The 17,228-nt window shown below is 72.7% G+C and carries 14 protein-coding genes; 7 read left to right on the top strand and 7 right to left on the bottom strand.

What is annotated here, in order from left to right; all coding sequences use genetic code 11:
• Positions 1 to 7 precede the first annotated feature (7 nt).
• Positions 8 to 1,639: a RecQ family ATP-dependent DNA helicase gene (locus ACQPXD_RS41755; protein WP_432828162.1), complete on the top strand. Its 1,632-nt coding sequence runs from the start codon at positions 8 to 10 to the stop codon at positions 1,637 to 1,639.
• On the opposite strand, the gene ACQPXD_RS41750 is transcribed toward ACQPXD_RS41755, so the two are convergent.
• A complete protein-coding gene (locus ACQPXD_RS41750) occupies positions 1,608 to 3,944 on the bottom strand; it encodes a putative bifunctional diguanylate cyclase/phosphodiesterase (RefSeq protein WP_432828160.1) in 2,337 nt (778 codons plus the stop codon). The two genes, ACQPXD_RS41755 and ACQPXD_RS41750, sit on opposite strands and share 32 nt — an antisense overlap.
• A gap of 111 nt (positions 3,945 to 4,055) precedes the next feature.
• On the opposite strand from ACQPXD_RS41750, the gene ACQPXD_RS41745 reads away from it, so the two are divergent.
• The 3 genes from ACQPXD_RS41745 (at position 4,056) to ACQPXD_RS41735 (ending at position 7,083) form a co-directional block, all read left to right on the top strand.
• Positions 4,056 to 5,057 (top strand): glycosyltransferase family 4 protein, encoded by a 1,002-nt coding sequence (locus ACQPXD_RS41745; protein ID WP_432828158.1) that lies wholly within the window; start codon positions 4,056 to 4,058, stop codon positions 5,055 to 5,057.
• Between the two features lie 178 nt (positions 5,058 to 5,235).
• The gene (locus tag ACQPXD_RS41740) at positions 5,236 to 6,456 is read left to right on the top strand and encodes a tetratricopeptide repeat protein (protein ID WP_432828156.1); all 1,221 of its coding nucleotides are present in this window, start codon (positions 5,236 to 5,238) and stop codon (positions 6,454 to 6,456) included.
• A 132-nt stretch (positions 6,457 to 6,588) separates the two neighbouring features.
• Positions 6,589 to 7,083: a GtrA family protein gene (locus ACQPXD_RS41735; RefSeq protein ID WP_432828154.1), complete on the top strand. Its 495-nt coding sequence runs from the start codon at positions 6,589 to 6,591 to the stop codon at positions 7,081 to 7,083.
• Between the two features lie 791 nt (positions 7,084 to 7,874).
• On the opposite strand, the gene ACQPXD_RS41730 is transcribed toward ACQPXD_RS41735, so the two are convergent.
• Entirely contained in the window at positions 7,875 to 8,219 is a 345-nt protein-coding gene (locus ACQPXD_RS41730) for an STAS domain-containing protein (RefSeq protein ID WP_432828152.1), read from the bottom strand.
• A 95-nt stretch (positions 8,220 to 8,314) separates the two neighbouring features.
• Entirely contained in the window at positions 8,315 to 8,920 is a 606-nt protein-coding gene (locus tag ACQPXD_RS41725; protein WP_432828150.1) for a hypothetical protein, read from the bottom strand.
• A 185-nt stretch (positions 8,921 to 9,105) separates the two neighbouring features.
• Between ACQPXD_RS41725 and ACQPXD_RS41720 the strand changes: the two genes are divergently transcribed.
• Positions 9,106 to 9,597, top strand: a complete 492-nt coding sequence (locus tag ACQPXD_RS41720) for an SSI family serine proteinase inhibitor (RefSeq protein ID WP_432828148.1) — start codon at positions 9,106 to 9,108, stop codon at positions 9,595 to 9,597.
• Here ACQPXD_RS41720 and ACQPXD_RS41715 read toward each other — a convergent pair.
• Both ACQPXD_RS41715 and ACQPXD_RS41710 read right to left on the bottom strand, forming a co-directional pair.
• A complete protein-coding gene (locus tag ACQPXD_RS41715) occupies positions 9,587 to 10,945 on the bottom strand; it encodes a DUF1501 domain-containing protein (RefSeq protein ID WP_432828146.1) in 1,359 nt (452 codons plus the stop codon). The genes ACQPXD_RS41720 and ACQPXD_RS41715 overlap by 11 nt on opposite strands.
• A 5-nt stretch (positions 10,946 to 10,950) precedes the next feature.
• Positions 10,951 to 12,897, bottom strand: a complete 1,947-nt coding sequence (locus ACQPXD_RS41710; protein ID WP_432828144.1) for a DUF1800 domain-containing protein — start codon at positions 12,895 to 12,897, stop codon at positions 10,951 to 10,953.
• 220 nt (positions 12,898 to 13,117) lie between these two features.
• Between ACQPXD_RS41710 and ACQPXD_RS41705 the strand changes: the two genes are divergently transcribed.
• Positions 13,118 to 15,319 (top strand): sensor histidine kinase, encoded by a 2,202-nt coding sequence (locus ACQPXD_RS41705; RefSeq protein WP_432828142.1) that lies wholly within the window; start codon positions 13,118 to 13,120, stop codon positions 15,317 to 15,319.
• Positions 15,316 to 15,708 (top strand): roadblock/LC7 domain-containing protein, encoded by a 393-nt coding sequence (locus ACQPXD_RS41700; protein ID WP_432828140.1) that lies wholly within the window; start codon positions 15,316 to 15,318, stop codon positions 15,706 to 15,708. The genes ACQPXD_RS41705 and ACQPXD_RS41700 overlap by 4 nt, the downstream gene beginning before the upstream one ends.
• A 31-nt stretch (positions 15,709 to 15,739) precedes the next feature.
• Here the strand turns inward: ACQPXD_RS41700 and ACQPXD_RS41695 are convergent, their stop codons facing one another.
• Together ACQPXD_RS41695 and ACQPXD_RS41690 are read right to left on the bottom strand one after the other, a co-directional pair.
• A complete protein-coding gene (locus tag ACQPXD_RS41695) occupies positions 15,740 to 16,732 on the bottom strand; it encodes a YihY/virulence factor BrkB family protein (RefSeq protein ID WP_432828138.1) in 993 nt (330 codons plus the stop codon).
• A gap of 58 nt (positions 16,733 to 16,790) precedes the next feature.
• Positions 16,791 to 17,186, bottom strand: a complete 396-nt coding sequence (locus tag ACQPXD_RS41690) for a response regulator (RefSeq protein ID WP_432828136.1) — start codon at positions 17,184 to 17,186, stop codon at positions 16,791 to 16,793.
• Positions 17,187 to 17,228: the final 42 nt, after the last annotated feature.

The following is a 17,228-nucleotide window of genomic DNA, read 5'->3' as shown; positions in this document are numbered from 1 at the left end:
GGCGGCCATGACGGCGGAGGACCTACGGCGGATCGCGAAAGACCGCTTCGGCTGGGAGCGGCTGCGCGACGAGCAGCTGCGCGCGATGCAGGCGGTGATGGCCGGGCGCGACACCCTCGCCGTGCTGCCCACCGGGGCCGGCAAATCGGCCATCTACCAGGTGCCGGCGCCGCTGCTGCCCGGGCCGACCATCGTCGTGTCGCCGCTGCTGGCGCTGCAGCAGGACCAGATCGCGTCGCTGACCGCGCGCCACCACGAGTCGCTGGTCGCGGTGCGGCTGTCCTCGGCGGAGGGCAAGAGCGAGCGGGCCGAGGCGCTGGAGGCGCTGCGGGCCGGCGACGCCGAGTTCGTCTTCCTGACCCCGGAGCAGTTCGCCGACCCGGACCGGGTGGCCCAGATCAAGGCGCTCAAGCCGAGCCTGGTCGCGGTCGACGAGGCGCACTGCGTGTCGGCCTGGGGCCACGACTTCCGGCCCGACTATCTGCAGCTCGGGCAGTTCATCCGGGAGCTGGGCCGCCCGCCGGTGGTGGCGCTGACCGCGACCGCCTCGCCGCCGGTGCGCGACGACATCGTCGAGCGGCTCGGCATGCGCGACCCGGAGGTCGTGATCACCGGCCTGGACCGGCCCAACCTGTTCCTGGAGTCGGTGCACTGCCCGGACGAGGAGACCCGCTGGCGGCGCCTCGTCGCCCGGCTGCGCGAGTCCGAACCGCCGGGCATCGTCTACGCGCCGACCCGCCGCGCTACGGAGGAGCTGGCCGAACGCCTCAATGAACTGCAAATACCTACCGTGGCGTACCACGGCGGCATGAGCGCGGGGGAGCGGGAGCGGGCGCACGAGGCGTTCCTTGCCGACGAGGTGCCGATCATGGTCGCCACCACCGCGTTCGGCATGGGTATCGACAAGCCCAACATCCGCTGGGTCAACCACGTGTCGCTGCCCGACTCGCCGGACTCCTACCTGCAGGAGATCGGCCGGGCCGGCCGCGACGGGCAGCCCGCGCAGGTGCTGCTGCTGCACCGGACCGAGGACAGCGGCCTGCGCAAGTTCTTCACCAACGTCTCCGTCGACCGCGAGGAGGTCGCCTCGCTGGCCGCGCTGCTGCGCGCCGCGGAGAAGCCGCTGACCCGCGACGAGCTGGAGGAGCGCACCGGGCTGAGCAACCGCCGGCTGGGCCAGCTGCTCACCCTGCTGGAGGAGGTCGGCGGCGCCCGGATGCTCACCGGCGGGCGGGTCAAGGCGCCGCACTGGGCGCCGACCCCGGCCAGGGCCGCGGAGCTCGCGGACGCGCAGGCCGAGCGGCAGCAGACGGTGTCCCGGTCGCGGCTGGACATGATGCGCAACTTCGCCGAGACCGAGCAGTGCCGCGGGCGCACGCTGCTGGCGTACTTCGGCGAGCACCTCGAGGGCATCTGCGGGCACTGCGACAACTGCCTCGACGGCAGCGCCGCCGCGGGCCTGGCCGCCGCCGCGGACGCGCCGTTCCCGGTGCACACCGAGGTCCGCCACGGCGAGTGGGGCCGTGGCCTGGTGCTGTCCTATGCCGGTGAGCAGATGACGGTGCTGTTCGACGAGGTGGGGTACAAGACGCTGTCCGTGCCCGTGGTCAGGCAGCACCGGCTGCTGCGGAAGGCGTAGTCCCGCGCAGGATGCCGCCCGAGGCGGTCAGCACCGCGTCGAGCTCCGCCGCCGGCAGCGGCCGGGAGAAGTGGAAGCCCTGCGCCTGCGGGCAGTCCATCCGGCGCAGCCGCTCGGCCTGCTCCGGCGTCTCCACCGCCTCGGCGATCGCCGACAGCCGCAGGCTGTTGCCCAGCTCGACGATCGCCCGGGTGAACGCGAGCTCCTCGGCCAGCCCGCCGACGGGCGTGAACGCCCGGTCGATCTTGAGGATGTCGACCGGCAGGTGGCGCAGGTAGGCCAGCGAGGAGTACCCGGTGCCGAAGTCGTCGACCGCGATCCGCACCCCCTCGGCCCGCAGCCCGGCCAGCAGCGCCGTCACCTCGTCGGTGGCCGGACCGGCGGAGACCAGCACCGACTCGGTGATCTCCAGGATCAGCGCGGAGCCGGGCAGCCCCGCCTCGCGCAGGGCCGAGACCACCGTGCCGGCGAAGTCGGGCTCGCGCAGTTGCCGGCCGGAGACGTTCACCGTGACCGAGATGCCGAACCGCTCGTGCCACGCCCGCACGTCCCGGCAGGCCCGGTGCAGCACCCACGCGCCGATCGGCACGATCAGCCCGTACTGCTCGGCCACCGGGATGAAGTCCAGCGGCGGGATCGGCTGCCCGTCGCGGGTCCAGCGCAGCAGCGCCTCGACCGCGGTGACCCGGCCGGTGCGCAGGTCCACCACGGGCTGGTAGTTCACCGAGAACTCCTCGCCGGCCACGGCCCGGCGCAGGTCCGCGGCGACGCGCATGTGCTCGGTGCGCTCGCTGGCGAGCCTCGGCTCGTACCCCACGAGCCGGTTCTTCCCGGCCGCCTTCGCCGCGTAGAGCGCCAGGTCGGCGTTGCGCAGCGCCTCCGACGGCGTGGCCGGGGCGGCGAAGAGCAGCGAGCCGACGCTCGCGGTCACCACCAGCTCCCGCTCGTGCACCAGGAACGGCCGGTCCAGCTCCTCGATGACCAGGTGCCCGACCCGCGACACCCGGGCCGCACCCGCGTCCTCCAGCAGGATCGCGAACTCGTCACCGCCGAGGCGCACCAGCGTGTCGGAGTTCTCCACCACGCCGAGCAGCCGCGCGGCCACCTCGATGAGCAGGGCGTCGCCGGACGGGTGGCCGTAGGTGTCGTTGACGTCCTTGAAGCCGTCCAGGTCGAGCAGCAGCAGGCCGTGCGTGGCGGTGGTACGGGTCAGCGCGTGCTCGAGCCGCTCGTGCAGCAGCGCCCGGTTGCCCAGGCCGGTCAGCGCGTCGTGCAGCGCCCGGTGGCTGAGCTGGTGGCGCAGCGCCTCCTGCTCGCGCAGCGCGGCGCCGAGCGCGACCGCGTGCGCGTCCAGCTCGCGCACGCGGCGGTTGGCCAGCCGTACCAACTGGCTCAACCGGGCGACGAGCAGCACCGAGGCGACCACGGACGTGGCCAGCGGGACGACCACCTGCCAGCGCGACGTGCCGCGCTCGGCGACGAGCAGCACGGCGATCGCCACCGCCGGGCCGATGAGCGCCAGCACGGAGTACAGGTAGATCCGGTGCCTGGGAATGACCTGCTGCGACCGCTCGGGCCGGCCGGCCGCCTGGGCCATCGAGGGGTGCAGGGCGGCGGTGCCGAGCAGGATGTACGCGCAGAGGTAGAGCACCGTGGACACCCGGTCGCCGGCGGGGTCGCCGGTCCAGGCCAGGCTCGCGTAGTACACCACGTCACCGGTGATGAACGTGCAGAACGCCCACGACACCAGCGACTGCGCCGGGCCGCGGCCGCTGGTGGTGAAGATCATCCGCGCCGTGAGCACGACGAGGACCAGGTCGAAGAGGGAGTACGTCAGGTGCCCGGCCGCCTGCGTCCCCGGCAGGTGCTGGCGGAACAGCAGCGGGTGCGCGATGAACGTCCAGGACAGGGCGGCGACCCCGGCGGTCACGATCCCGGAGTCGATGAACCGCTCGCCGCGCGGCCGCTGCGGATCGGGGCGGACCCAGGCCAGGATGCTCAGCGCCATCATCGTGTACGAGGCCACGAACGCCAGATCCTTCACGGCCGGGAAGCCGACCGAGCCGGCGATCGCGAACTGCACCGCCCACGCCGCCGCGGCCAGCACCGAGCACCAGATCGCGCCGGCGAACAGCCGCCAGCTGCGCCGCTCCGCCGGGCGGTAGCGGCGCGTGCCGACCGCCACGGCGACCGCCGCCGACGCCCCCACCAGGCTGTACAGGGCCTGGCGGGGCATCACGGGCAGGAACCCGCCGGCCGCGACGGCACCCAGGCCGAGGCCCGCATACCAGCGCCATGCGCGCATCGGACCCCCGGAACTTTCGCTGGATCGGCTGATCTCTTATCGGCCGCCGGGCCCGGGAACTGAGGTCCGGCGCCATGATGAGGACGGGGATTCGTGGGTAGGGGGACCCGAATGAAGGTCGCACTGCTCGGCCCGATCGCCTGGCGCACGCCGCCACGCGCGTACGGGCCGTGGGAACAGGTCGTCTCGCTGCTCGCCGAGGGGCTCGTCGCGCGCGGCGTCGACGTCACCCTCTTCGCCAGCCTCGACTCGATCACCGCCGCCCGCCTCGACGGCGTCGTCGAGCGGCCCTACAACGAGGACACCGGCTACGACGGGCGGGTGTGGGAGGCGATCCACGTCGCGCACTGCTACGCCCGCAGCGGCGGCTTCGACCTGGTGCACAACCACCTCGACTGGCTGCCGCTGGCGATGAGCGAGTTCTGCCGGACCCGGCTGGTCACCACCGTGCACGGGTTCTGCTCGCCGGCGATCCTGCCGGCCTACCAGCGGGCCCGCTCGGCGTACGTCTCCATCTCCGACGCCGACCGCGGCCCCGGCCTGGACTACGCGGCGACCATCTACCACGGCATCGACGCGCGGCAGTTCCCGTTCCGCGCCGAGCCCGGCGACGCGCTCGTCGCGTTCGGCCGCATCCACCCGGACAAGGGCACGGCCGAGGCGATCCGGATCGCCCGCGCGGCCGGCCGCCGGCTGCTCATCTGCGGGCCCGTGCACGACGAGCGGTACCACGCCGAGGAGGTGCTGCCGCACGTCGACGGCGAGCAGATCGTCTACGCCGGCAACGTCGGCCCGGCCGAGCGCGCCGAGGTGCTCGGCTCGGCCGCCGCGTTGCTGCACCCGATCGGGTTCGCCGAGCCGTTCGGGCTGTCGGTGGTCGAGGCGATGGCCTGCGGTACCCCCGTGGTCGCCTATCCGCTGGGATCGATGCCGGAGGTCGTCGACGAGGGCGTCACCGGCTACCTGGCCGGCTCCGCCGCCGAGGCGGCCGGCGTGCTCGACGACGCGCTCAAGCTCGACCGCGCCCGGGTCCGCGCCCGCGCGCTCGAGCGCTTCTCCGCCGACCGGATGGTCGAGGACTATCTGCGGCTGTACCGCCGAATCGTGGCCTGAATCCCTCAACACCCCCTCCCCGCGGCCGAACGGTTTCACGTCGCGGTAACGCGGACGGCTCGGCTCCGGCAGCGACGTGGCAGGCTGCCGGAGCCGATGCCGTCAGCGATTTCTTACTGTGATCAAAGGCTGGCGTTGCGTCATCGACATCCCTAAGCTCTCTGGGCGGAGGGAAACTGTGAGTACTGTCGATGTCACCGACCGGCTGGACGAGGTCGAGCACCGCATCGTGAACTGGGAATTCCCCCAGGCGCGCACGGCGGTCCAGGCCCTGCTGGACGAGCCCGGTCTCGCCGACGACGACCGGCTCACCGCCCGCCGGCTGCTCGCGGAGGTGCTGCGCGAGCTGGGCGAGCTCGATGCCGCCTACGACCTGGCCGACGCCGTCGCCACCCAGGCCGAGCGCCGCTACGGCCCCGCCCACCCGCAGACGGTCCACGCGGTCGCGGTGCTCGCCGCGGTGCGGCACGACTACGACGAGTGGGACGAGGCCGAGCGGCTCTACCACCGGGTCCTCAACAGCGGCGTCGACGCCTCCGTCGGCCGGGCCGTCCGCCTCGCCCGGGTCAACCTCGCCCTCCTGCAGCGCGACCGCGGCGAGACCGAGCTGGCCCTGGCCATGCTCAACGCCGCTTACGCGGTGCACCGGCGCGAATACGGCGCGGAGGACCTCGACACCATCCGCATCGCCGCCGAACTCGCCGCGTTGCAGCACGCCACCGGCGACCTCGCCGCGGCCCGCCGCCTGTTCACGCTGGCCCACGCGGCCGCCCGGGCGCGGCTGGGCACCCGGCACCCGTTCACCAAGGCGATGGAGTGGGAGCTGGCCGCCGTGGAGCCGCCGATGCCCTCCGCTCCGGTGTCGACGCCGCCCCTGCCGGTGCAGGTTCCGCGGCCGGCGGAGTCGAAGCCCCGGCCCGCGCGTCCGGCGCGGTCGCTGTGGCCGTTGCTGTCCGTGGTGGTCGTCGTGGCTTTGGGCTCGGCGGTACTCGCGGTGCTGCTGCTCTGGCACCGCGCGAACCCGCCCGCGTCGCCGGTGCTGGCGATGTCCTCCGCCGCCTCCGTCCCGTCCTCGTCGGCCCCCTCCCCGTCAACCCCCTCCCCGTCAGCCCCGTCCGCGCCGGCCTCGGCGTCGGCGGCGCCGGTGGTGCGCGACCTGCGGCTGCGCGACGATCGCACCCAGCTGACGGTCACCTGGTCGGCGCTGCCGGTGACGGTGGTGGTCGCGCTGTCCCGCGCGGAGGCGCCCGCGGTCGTGCTCGCCCGCGTGCCGCCGGGCACCGCGCAGTACATTGTCCGAAATGTCGATCCCGGCGTGCCCTACTGTGTGGTGGTCGGACCGCTCGACGACCGCGCCGCCGTGACGCCCGCCGCGTCGGTGTGCACGGGCCGTCGCTGAACGTATTCGCTGACCGCGGTGCGGTTATCGCAACATTCGGCGGGTATAGTCCGGCCGATGCGGCTAACTGACCGGACTCTCAACCGGCTGCCCCGGCCAATGGCAGAGCTACTGCGCAATCATCGCGAGACGGTGAAGTTCATCATCGTCGGCGGTTTCTGCTACGTGGTGAGCCTCGTTGTGAACTACGCGCTCCGTTTGACGGTGTTCGACGCCAAGCCGGTCACCGCGCTGACGATCGCCAATGTGATTGCCACGGTCGTCTCGTACTTCCTGAACCGCGAGTGGTCCTTCCGCACCCGCGGCGGCCGCCGCCGCCACCACGAGATGCTGCTCTACACCGTGGTCAACGGCATCGGCGTGGCCGTCAACTCGGCACCGCTGTGGATCGCGCAGTACATGTTCGGCCTGCACGTCCCCAACGTCAGCCGCACCGTCGAGGAACTCTCCGACTTCGTCTTCGGCATGATCATTGGCGTCGCCCTGGCCATGGTGTTCCGCCTGTGGGCCTACCGCGTATGGGTCTTCCCGCACGACGACGTGCGCCCCGCGCCCAACCGCTACGAGGTCCCCACCCAGGCCGCCGCCGTCCCGGCTCCCGTAGCCTCCGACACCACCGGCGCCTGACCTCCACCACCCGCGCCCCCTCCGGCCGCGCGGCGAGCCCTCCGCACCGTCTTTCACCGCCCACGCAGCTGTCCTGCCCCGTGGGTGTCCCCTCTGCCGCGTCGGTGCGGCGGGCGGACCCGCAGCGCACGCCGCGGAGCAGGGCGGCGCAGGGACCAGAAGTCTCCGCGATCATGCGCAACTCGCATCTACACCAACGGTTTTTCATGATCACGGAGTGTTGATGTACCCCCGTGTACATCAAGTCTCCGGGATCATGGCAAACCCGGTGTGCGACCACCGCGAGCATCATGATCACGGAGACATACAGCCGCCCCGGCCGGCCGCCCGACGTCAACCGCCACGCGATCCGGCGCTGGTCTCATGCACCACCCCGGCGGACGTGACCACATGTCGGATTTATCGCCCCACGCCGGAAATTTCGGGCATGGATGGGCGCCCGCGCGGGCTCGAGTTTGCGCTGGGCGGAATGCGGCAAGGCGCGCGGCGGACCGGGCCGGCGCTCGGCGGGCCTGGGCGGCGTTGCGTGGCGCGTGGCGGGCCTGGCGTGGCGCGCGGCGGGTCCGGGCGGCGTGGCGGGCTGACGGCGCTCGGCGAGCCTGGGTGGCGTGGCGTGGCGTGGCGGGCCGGGGCGGCGCTCGGCGGACGTGGAGGGGTGTGGCGTGCGGCGGGCCGAGGCTCGGCGGGCCTGGGCGGCGTGGCGGGCCGGGTCGGCGTGCGGCGGGCCCCGGGGGGCGTGCGGCGGGCCGGGGCGGTGGGCGGCGGGTTCGGGCGGCGCGCGGCGGGGTGGGTCAGAAGGTGATGTGGTCGGTGTCCTGTTCGGTGGGGGCGCCGAGCATTTCGTGGACGCCGGCGATGCGGAGTTGGCGGTGCACGAAGGGGCTGGCCCGCCAGACCACCACGCGGACCCCCTCGGCGCCGGACTCGCGCTGGGCGGCGACCAGAGCGCCCACCGCCGCCGAGTCCAAGAATGTCACCAGGCCTAAGTCGACCCGTAGTGTGCCAGGGCGGCGATGGGTCGCCGCTGACACGATCTCCTGACGCAGCGTATCGGCGTTGCTGTGGTCGATCTCGCCGCGCACCGAGAGTACCGTCGATCCGTCCATCGTCACGTTGATCGTGACCGACATGCTCATGGTGATTCCAAGCTCGTCACGCGGCCAGCATAAGTGCAGTTTGGGTGGGTCGCAGCGCGTGGAGGGGGCGGCTTCACCGGTAGGTGTGGGGCAGGTCACGCCGAAGGCTTGGGCGGGCCGCCGGGGATGTGGTCGGGGCAGTGCAGTCGCAACTCGCGGTAGCCGAACGGGGCGTCCACGAACCAGCAGTGGTGTGGGGTCTCGGTGCCGGGGTGGCGGTAGCCCTCGAAGAAGCGGCACGACAGGCACATCCGCGTCACCGGGATGGCGCCGTGCTGCTGCAGGTGGCCGATTTTGGCCGTCACCATGCGCAGCAGGCGCTGCTGCTGGTTGTCGCTGAGCGTGTCGACCTGGCCGATGAGCTGGTCGGCCCAGTTGGCCGGGGCCGGGGTGGTGGACAGGCCGCGGTCGGTGGCGGCGACGAGCATGTCGCGGGCGGCGTACGACGGGGCGGGGCGCATCTCGACCAGGCCCTCGGCGATGAGCGGCGACAGCAACGCCATCGTCGCGGCCACCGTCGAGCCCAGTTCGCCGGCGAGGTCCGAGAGCCGGTAGGCCCGCTCGCGGCGGCCCAGCAACAGCATGACCTGGCGGTGGGCGGGTGGCAGGCCGTGGTCGGGCGCCGGGCCGTCGGCCGGGGCCATCACGGCCACCCGGACCAGCCCGGCCACGAGCTTCTGCGCCTGCACTTCCAGGGTCACAGCAACCTCCAAGGCGGGGCGTGCGTGTACAGAACCCTAATCCCGCACACCGATCAACGGGGGACTCGACGCGAATGAATTAAGCTTCCGTGGTACCCGATAAAACGGAAATGTCCGAAAAGTGCGGTAAAGGGGCGTAGACTCCCGGGCCAAGAGACGGGGGAAGCAAGATGGTGGCACGACGGTTGCTCGCGGCGACGCTCCTGCTGGCGGCGGCCGCAGCGGCGGAAACGATGCCGGGCACGGCACAGGCGGCCGGCCCGGGCCGGCAAACGCTCGAGGCGGCCGCCCGGGCGGAGCTGGTGCTGACCGTCGCCAAGGGCGACACAGGCGCAAAGAACGACACGGGCGCCAAGGGCGGCACGGGCGCAAAGAACGACAAGGGCGGCACGGGCGCAAAGGGCGGCACGGGCGCAAAGGTGCCGCGCCGGGCCGTGCTGACCTGCCAGCCGCCCGGCGGCACGCACCGGCAGGCCCGCAGCGCGTGCGCCGAGCTGGCCAAGGTCGGCGGCGACTTCGAGCGGCTGCAGCTGGGCGGCGGGGTCTGCACGATGCAGTGGGACCCGGTGACGGTGACCGCCACCGGGCGGTGGAAGGGGCGCAAGGTCGCCTACCGGCACACGTTCGGCAACGCGTGCACGCTCGCGACCACGACCGGGCCCGTCTTCAGCCTTTGAAGACGCCCAGCGTCTTGAAGTCGTGGTTGGGGAAGATGGCCGCCGAGTCGGCGACGCCGAAGCGCTTCTTGAGCATCTCCGACAGGATGTCCCGGTAGTCGTTGGCGCCGGCCACGTCGCCCTGGTCGAGGGCCGCGGGCGCGAGGCCGGGCCAGTTGCCGTGCACCTTGCCGCCGTTGAGGCCGCCGCCGAAGAGCAGCATCGCGTTGCCGTGTCCGTGGTCGACGCCGACGTTGCCGTTCTCCTGCACGCGGCGGCCGAACTCGCTCATCGTGATGACGTTCGTGTTCTCGATGAGCGGGCCGATGTCGGTGAGGAACGCGCCGATCGCGTCGGAGAGGTTGGTCAGCGAGTTCTTCATGTCGCCGCCGTCGACCCGGCCCAGGTTGGTGTGCATGTCCCAGCCGCCGACGTCAAGCGCGGCGACCCGCAGGCCCACGTTGGCCTTGAGCAGCTGGGCGATGTCGCGCAGCCGGTCGGCGAGGCCGCCGCCCGGGTACTGCACGCCCTCCGCCGGCTTGTACTGCGTCGTGGCGAGCTTCTGCGCGGTGTTGATGGCCTGCAGCGTGCTGCCCGCGGTGGTGGCCAGCGGGTGGTCCAGGCCGGTGTAGAGCGCCTTCAGCGCGTCCATGGTCTGGGCCCGCATCTGGTCGTTGTCGATGCGGAAGTCGCGCATGCCGTTGAGCACGATCGCCTGCTCGCCGCCGACCAGCGAGCGGGGCAGCGCCGAGCCCTGCGCGATGGCGCGGAAGGTGGTGCCCGGGCCCATCTGCGCGAGCACCCGGTCCAGCCAGCCGGTGCGCACCGCGACGGAGGCGGCGCCGCGCTCCAGCGCGTCCTGGGCCTGGAAGTGGCTGCGGCTGGCGTCGGGTGAGGCCACGGCGTGTACCGCGGCCATCTTGCCGGCGTCCCAGAGCGGGTAGAGCGACGTCATGGCCGGATTGAGGCCGAAGCCGCGCCCGGCCGGCTTCATGGCCGCCATCGGTACCGCGATGTTCGGCCGCATCGACTTGTAGTTCGCGTCGTCACCGGGCGCGACGACGGACAGCCCGTCCATGCCGCCGCGCAGGAAGATGGCGATGAGCGTGTTCTTGTTGTCCTCCGGCGCGGCGAACGAGACGCGGCTGGTCACCAGCTGCGTGCCGAGCGCGGCGACGCCGACGAAGCCGGCGCCCTGCACCAGCCGGCGGCGGGTGAAGCCCTTGCTCCACTGGTCCCGCTCCGCGGCCAGCTCGTCGGTGACCTTGTCGGCGTGCACGCGCAGGGCAGCCTCGCACAGGTTGGGACCGTGCCGGCGCAGTTCTTCCAGGCTCTCCGGGCGGCGTTCACCCTCGGGGTAGTCGTTCATCTGCCTCACCGCAGCGCGTGGTAGACGGAGTCGAGGATGATCGGTGCGACCAGCGGCAGCTTGCCGCCGAGGTTGGTGTCGGTGATCCGGGCTTCGGCCTTGGAACCCAGGAACTTGATGAGCGCGTCCTTCTCGTTCTGCTGCATCGGCTGGAAGACCAGCCGGTTGGACAGCACGTCGAGGTAGGTGCCCAGGGTGGCGGCGGGCTGGGTCACCAGCGTCTCGGCCTTGGGGTTGTCCAGCCCCTTGAACTGCCCCTGGACGAACGCCCGGTGCGCGTTCCAGGTCTCCAGCATGCCGGCGGCGGAGCTCCACGCGGTGGCCACGTCCGGGTAGCCGTCCGGCGGGCCCCAGCCCAGCGGCGGCTGGCCGAGCTTGTTGGTGAAGTTGTAGAGGTCGTCCAGTGCCTTGGCGGTGTCGGATCCGGGTTTGGTACCGACCACCCGCGCCGTGGCCACGAAGTTCTCCAGCGGCCGGCGGGTCTTCAGGCCCGTGGCGATCCAGAACTCCTGCGACCGGAAGAGCACCTTGAGCACGGGCGCGATCGCCGAGCCGCTCTCCTGGTAGGTCTTGGCCAGCCGGTCGACCAGCCCCTGCGGCGGCGTGTCGCAGACGAACCGCACGGCCAGCTTGCGGGCCACGTAGCGGGCGGTCGACGGGTGCGTGGCCAGGTACAGCAGGTAGGCGTCGCCGACCGCCAGCCCGTCCTTGGCGGACTTGTTGGCGTGCTGGAACCCGAGCACCTTCACCGCTCCGGTCCAGTGCTTGTTCTGGTCGTACTTGAACGTGCCGTCGCGCGTCGCGGTGCGCCCGGTCATCAGGTAGGCGGAGTTGCGCACGTCCTTCTCGTTGTAGCCGCCGTCGATGCCGACGGTGTGCAGCTCCAGCAGCTCCCGGCCGTAGTTCTCGTTGACGTTGCGCTTGTCCGAGGAGGTGTTGTCCAGGTACCGCATCATCGCGGGATCCCGCGCGGAGGCGATGAGCATGTCGGAGAACTTGCCGAGCGCGAACTTGCGGATGACGCCCACGTCGTAGGGGCCGCGCACGTCCCAGCCGCCGTCGAACGGGCTGGTGACGTTGAGATGGTTGTTCCAGAAGTCGACCATGACCTCGAAGAGCTGGCGGCTGCTCCAGATCTGCCGGGCGATGACGGCCCGGGTCAGATCCTCCATCGCCTGGCCGTCGTTGTCCTTGATCGTGGCGCGGATCTCGGCGGTGGTCATGGTGGCGGTGGGTACGGCCTTGAGCGCCGCGTCGGCGACCGGATCGGCGACCTTGTCGGGCTCCAGCTGCTGGTCGATCCAGGCGTCGATGCCCATCTGCTTCACCAGCGCCACGTCGGCCGGCGTCGGGCCGAACGTCGCCCGGCGCAGCAGGTGCAGCACCGGGTCGCGGTTGAGCGGCGTCGGGAAGCGCGGCGTCGCGCGCATCGCGGCGACCGCCGCGGCCGAGGGCGTGTCGGCGAGGCCGGACGCGCCCAGGTCGTTGAGGTCGCCCTGGCCGCTGGTGTAGCTGGCGTCGCGGTTGGAGAAGGAGCCGGCGTCGCGGGGCGAGACGTTGCCGCCGCCGCTGCCGGTCTTGACGAAGTCGTCGGGGTCGAGCCCGGGCGTGCCGAGCATCGCCGCGGCGCCGGAGCCCAGCGCGCCGAGCGCGACCGCGCCGCCGCCCAGCGCCATGAGCGCGTGCCGGCGGTTGCGCATCAGCTCGTGCAGGGCGGGCCGCCCGGTGCGCAGCCACGCGGGCGCCGGTCCGCCGGCCTTGCGCCGGCCGTCCGGCGCGCCGGTGCCGCCCTGGGCGGCCCCGTCGGCAGGCCCGCCGGGCGCGGCGTCGTCGCCGGGCCGGGACCGCAGGACGCGCGGCACCGGGAACTCGCCGGTGTAGTCGGAGAAGAACGCGCCCTTCACCTTCTTGGGCGCGTCGCCCGGGTCATCCGAGAAGAGCCGTTCAGGCACGCCTCGGAATGTAGTGAGCCGGTGATCGCCCCTCAAGCCGGGCGGGCCGGTGCCGCCTCAACTTTGCCTTTCTTCTTGCTTAAGTCGCTGGCGTTCTCCGCGAAATCGGGAGAAAACGCCGGGCTGAACATGATTGAACATGATTACGAAAAGTCACGTCTTCCCTACGCAGTGCTCAAGGGTGTACCCATAGATAAGCACTCAGATGCAGGGGGTAGCGGTGGTGGTTGCGGCTGCGCCCGTCCGGCCCGGTGCCCGGATCGGCCTCGTCCTGCTGGTTCCCCTGCTCGGCCTGCTGGGGCTGGCCGGCGCCGCCGCGTCGGGCTTCTCCCGGCAGGGCGACGAGGCCCTCGCGCTGCGCGCCGCGATCGCGGCCGGCGTGGCCGCGGACCGGGCCGCCGGCGAGCTGACCCTGGAGCGGTATGCCGCGGCGAACCGCCTGCAGTCCGGCACCGACCTGGCCCGGGCCGCCCTCGACGGGCAGGCCGCCGCGAGCGACGCCGCCATCGGCACGTTCCGCGACCGGGCGACCCGCGCCGGGCTGCTCACCCCCGCGCTCGCCGCCGACCTCGACGGGCTGGCCCCGCTGCGGGCCGGGATCGCCGACGGCGGGGCGGAGGCCGCGGCGGGGGAGTGGCTCACGCAGTACACCCAAGTGATCGACGATCTCGTCGAGCTCCGCCAGGACGTGGCCGCCCGGCCCGGCCCGGACGCGGTCGTCGCCGCCGCGCGCGCGTCCGGCTGGCTCGCCGTGGCCCGCGAGGAACTGGCCCGGGTGCAGCTCATCGACGTGCGCGGGGCGGACACGCCGGCCCGGCGGGAGAGCCTGGCCGCGCACAGCTCCGCCCACCTGGACGCGCTGCGCCGCTTCACCGGCGCCGCCCCGGTCGCGTGGCAGGCCCGGCTGGACGCGATGCCGATCGGCCTGTCCGGCGACGCCCGGCCGGCCCTGGCCGTGCTCACCGACCTCTCCGCGTTCGCCGGCGCCGACGAGACCGCCCTGGCGGCCGGCGCCCTGGACCGGCAGGACCGCGTCGTGCTCGTCGGCCTGGCGCTGGTGGTCGGCCTGGCCGTGGCCTCGGTGCTGCTGGCGGTGTTCGTGGCCCGCTCGCTGTCGCGCTCACCGGCCCGGGCCGCGCGGGCCGCCCGCGCCGCGGCTTCCGCCTCGGCCTCGGAGGCGTCCACCGGTTCGGCCGGGTCTGCCGGTGGGTCGTCCGGCCGCGAGACCGGCTCGGGCTGGCCCGCGGCTCCCGGTGGACCGTCGCGTTCCGGCTTCGGCCGTGCCTCGGTGGGCGGGTCGACGATTTCCGACATCACCGTGACGCCGATCTCGCTCGAGGACGATGAACCGGATGAACCGGATGATTCGGGAGATATCCGGAACGGCAAGCTGGCCGAGCTGGCCCGGCGCAGCCAGCGGCTGGCCGAAGCGCTCGTGGAGCGGCTCGACGCGGCCGAGCGCGACGAGGCCGACCCGGACCGCCTGGCCGAGCTCTTCGCCTTCGACCACCTGGCCACCCGCATCCGCCACGACAACCAGAGCCTGCTCGTGCTCGCCGGCGCCGACTCGCCGATCGCCCGCCGCGACCCGATCACCCTGCTGGACCTGCTCCGCGCGGCGCAGTCGCAGATCGAGGACTACCAGCGCATCGAGTACGCCCGCGTCGCACCCGGCCTGCACGTCGCCGGCGAGGCCGTCGACGACCTGGCCCACCTGCTGGCCGAGCTGTTCGACAACGCCACCCGCAACGGCCCGGCCGGCCGCCCGGTGCTGGTCGAGGGGCGCCGCGCCGGCCAGGGCGCCGTCGTCGAGATCGCCGACCGCGGCCCCGGCCTGGACGCGGCCCGGCTGGCCCAGCTCAACGCCCGGCTGGCCGGCGCGCCCCCGCCGCCCGTCCGGCGCCCGGCGGACCGGCCCGGCACCGCCTCGCCGGCCACCGCCACCGACGGGGCCGAGCGATCCGGCACCGGCCTGCTGATCGTCGCCCGCCTCGCCGCCCGGCACGGGGTCGCCGTCCGGCTGAACCGCCCCCAGTCCGGCGTCGGCCTGCGCGCGGTGGTCCACCTGCCGGCGTCGCTCATCGCCCCCGAGCCGCGGCCCGCCCCGCCCGTCACCGCCGTCGCCCCGATCCTCCCGGGAGGCTCCGTCGCCCCGATCCTCCCGGGAGGCTCCGTCGCGGCGGGACCGGCCGCTCCGGTGGCACTGCGCCGGCTGGAGCTGCCCGGCGGCGAGCCGGTGGACGTGCCGCACCCGCGTTCGACCCTCGTGCCGGTGATCCCGGGTCCCGTGCGTACACCCGACGGTCCTACCGTGGACATCGAGCCCGGCGTCGTCCGGGAACTGCTCGCCGGCCACCAGCCAGCAAGCACCGACCATCCGGTGACGGCGGCGACGAACACGGAAGGACGTCCGTCCGCATGACACCCACCACCGGGCTGGACTGGTTACTGAGCGGTTTCACGCAGCGTGTCTCCGGAGTGCGCCACGCGGTGGCCGTCTCCGGCGACGGCCTGCTCGTCGCCGCGTCGAACGAACTGCCTCCGGAGCGCGCCGACCAACTCGCCGCGATGGTGGCCAGCGTGGTCTCGCTGGCGCAGGGCCTCTCCGCGTGCACCGAGGCCGGCCCGGTCCTGCGCACCATCGTGGAGATGGGCAAGAGCCTGCTGTTCGTGATGGCCCTGGGCGACGGCGACACCCTGGCCAGCCTCGCGGCGATGGTCCAGCCCGGCTGCGACGTCGGCGAGGTCGCCTTCGAGATGACCGGCCTGGTCGACCAGGTCGGCGCCGCGCTGACCCCGACCACCCGCTGACCGGGCCGCGCCGATCCGCCCGATACCGGGATCAGTCGGATAACCCGATCTGGTGGTCCTCATTGATGTGGCGATCGTCACGCAGCGGGACGTAGGGCTCCTCCTTGGGCGGCTGCCCGGCCTCGATCGCCCGCCCCCGCTCCAGCTCCGCGTCGAACTCCGCGCCGAGCAGGATCGCGATGTTGGAGATCCACAGCCAGACCAGGAAGGCGATGATGCCGCCGAGCGCGCCGTACGTCTTGTTGTACGACGAGAAATTCGACACGTAGATCGCGAAGCCGCCCGACGCCACCAGCCAGATGAACACCGCCAGCGCGCCGCCCGGCGTGATCCAGCGGAAGCCGTGCTGGCGGGCGTTCGGCGAGGCCCAGTAGAGCAGCGCCAGGATCAGCAGCACCACCAGCAGCAGCCCCGGCCACTTGGCGATGTCGAACACCTGCACCGCCTGCCTCGACAGCCCCACCCAGCCGCCCGCCTGCTCCGCGAACTTGCCGGTGAACACGACGCTGAGCGCGGCGATGGCGATGAGGATGCCGACCGCGACCGTGATGCCCAGCCGGATCGGCAGCACCTTCCAGATCGGCCGGCCCTCCGGCACGTCGTAGATCGCGTTCGCGGCGCGCATGAACGCGCCCACGTACCCCGAGGCCGACCACACCGCGCCGAGCAGGCCCACGAACGCCAGTACGCCGGCCGCGCCGGAGCCCTTCTTCAGCTCGGTGATCGCGCCGGTGACCGGGCCGGCGATCGAGCCGGGGAACAGCGCCTGTGCGTTCTTGAGCACCGCGGCCTGCGTGGTGTCGGTGAGCAGCATCCCGGAGACCGACAGCAGGACCAGGATCCCCGGGAAGATGGACAGCACGCCGTAGTACGTCAGCGCCGCCGCCCAGTCGGTGAGGTTGTCGTTGTTGAACTCCTTCACCGTCCGCTTCAGCACGTCGAGCCACGAGCGGCGGCTCAGCTGGGTCGGGCGCTCCGGCCCGCCCTCGGTCGGTTCAGCGTCTGGTGCAGCGGAAGAAGCCATCGCCTGCCACCTCGGTCCGGGTCGGTGTATAGGCACTATGCCCCCGGACGGTTGCCGGTTAACGTTCCGGTGCGACCCTTCCGGCCCTGATCAGCGCCGTCTGCACCGTGTCGACCAGTTCGGTGGCCCGGAACGGCTTGGCGATCACCGAGGCGTCCGGCCCGAGCTCGATGACCGCGGCGTCGAAGTACGGCAGCCCGGACATGAACATGATCATCGCGTCCGGGCTGCTGGCCCGCACCGCCTCGGCGACCTGCACGCCGGAGCCGTCATTGAGCTTCAGGTCGGTGATGGCCAGGTCGATCCCCCGGGGGTACTCCGCGCAGGCCCGCTGCGCCCCCGCCAGCCCGGACGCGGTCAGCACCTCGGCACCGGCCCGGCTGAGCACCCGCCGCACGATCTCGCACAGGTCCGGCTCGTCGTCGACGACCAGGATGCGCAGGTGATCGAGCATGCCCCCACGATATGCCGCGCATCGGGTGCTACGGTGCGGTTC

This window comes from Dactylosporangium sp. CA-092794, assembly GCF_050948465.1.
In the GTDB taxonomy this organism is placed as follows: domain Bacteria; phylum Actinomycetota; class Actinomycetes; order Mycobacteriales; family Micromonosporaceae; genus Dactylosporangium.
The sequence above is the reverse complement of the archived record's forward strand: the minus strand, read 5'-3'. Positions and strand labels throughout refer to the sequence as shown.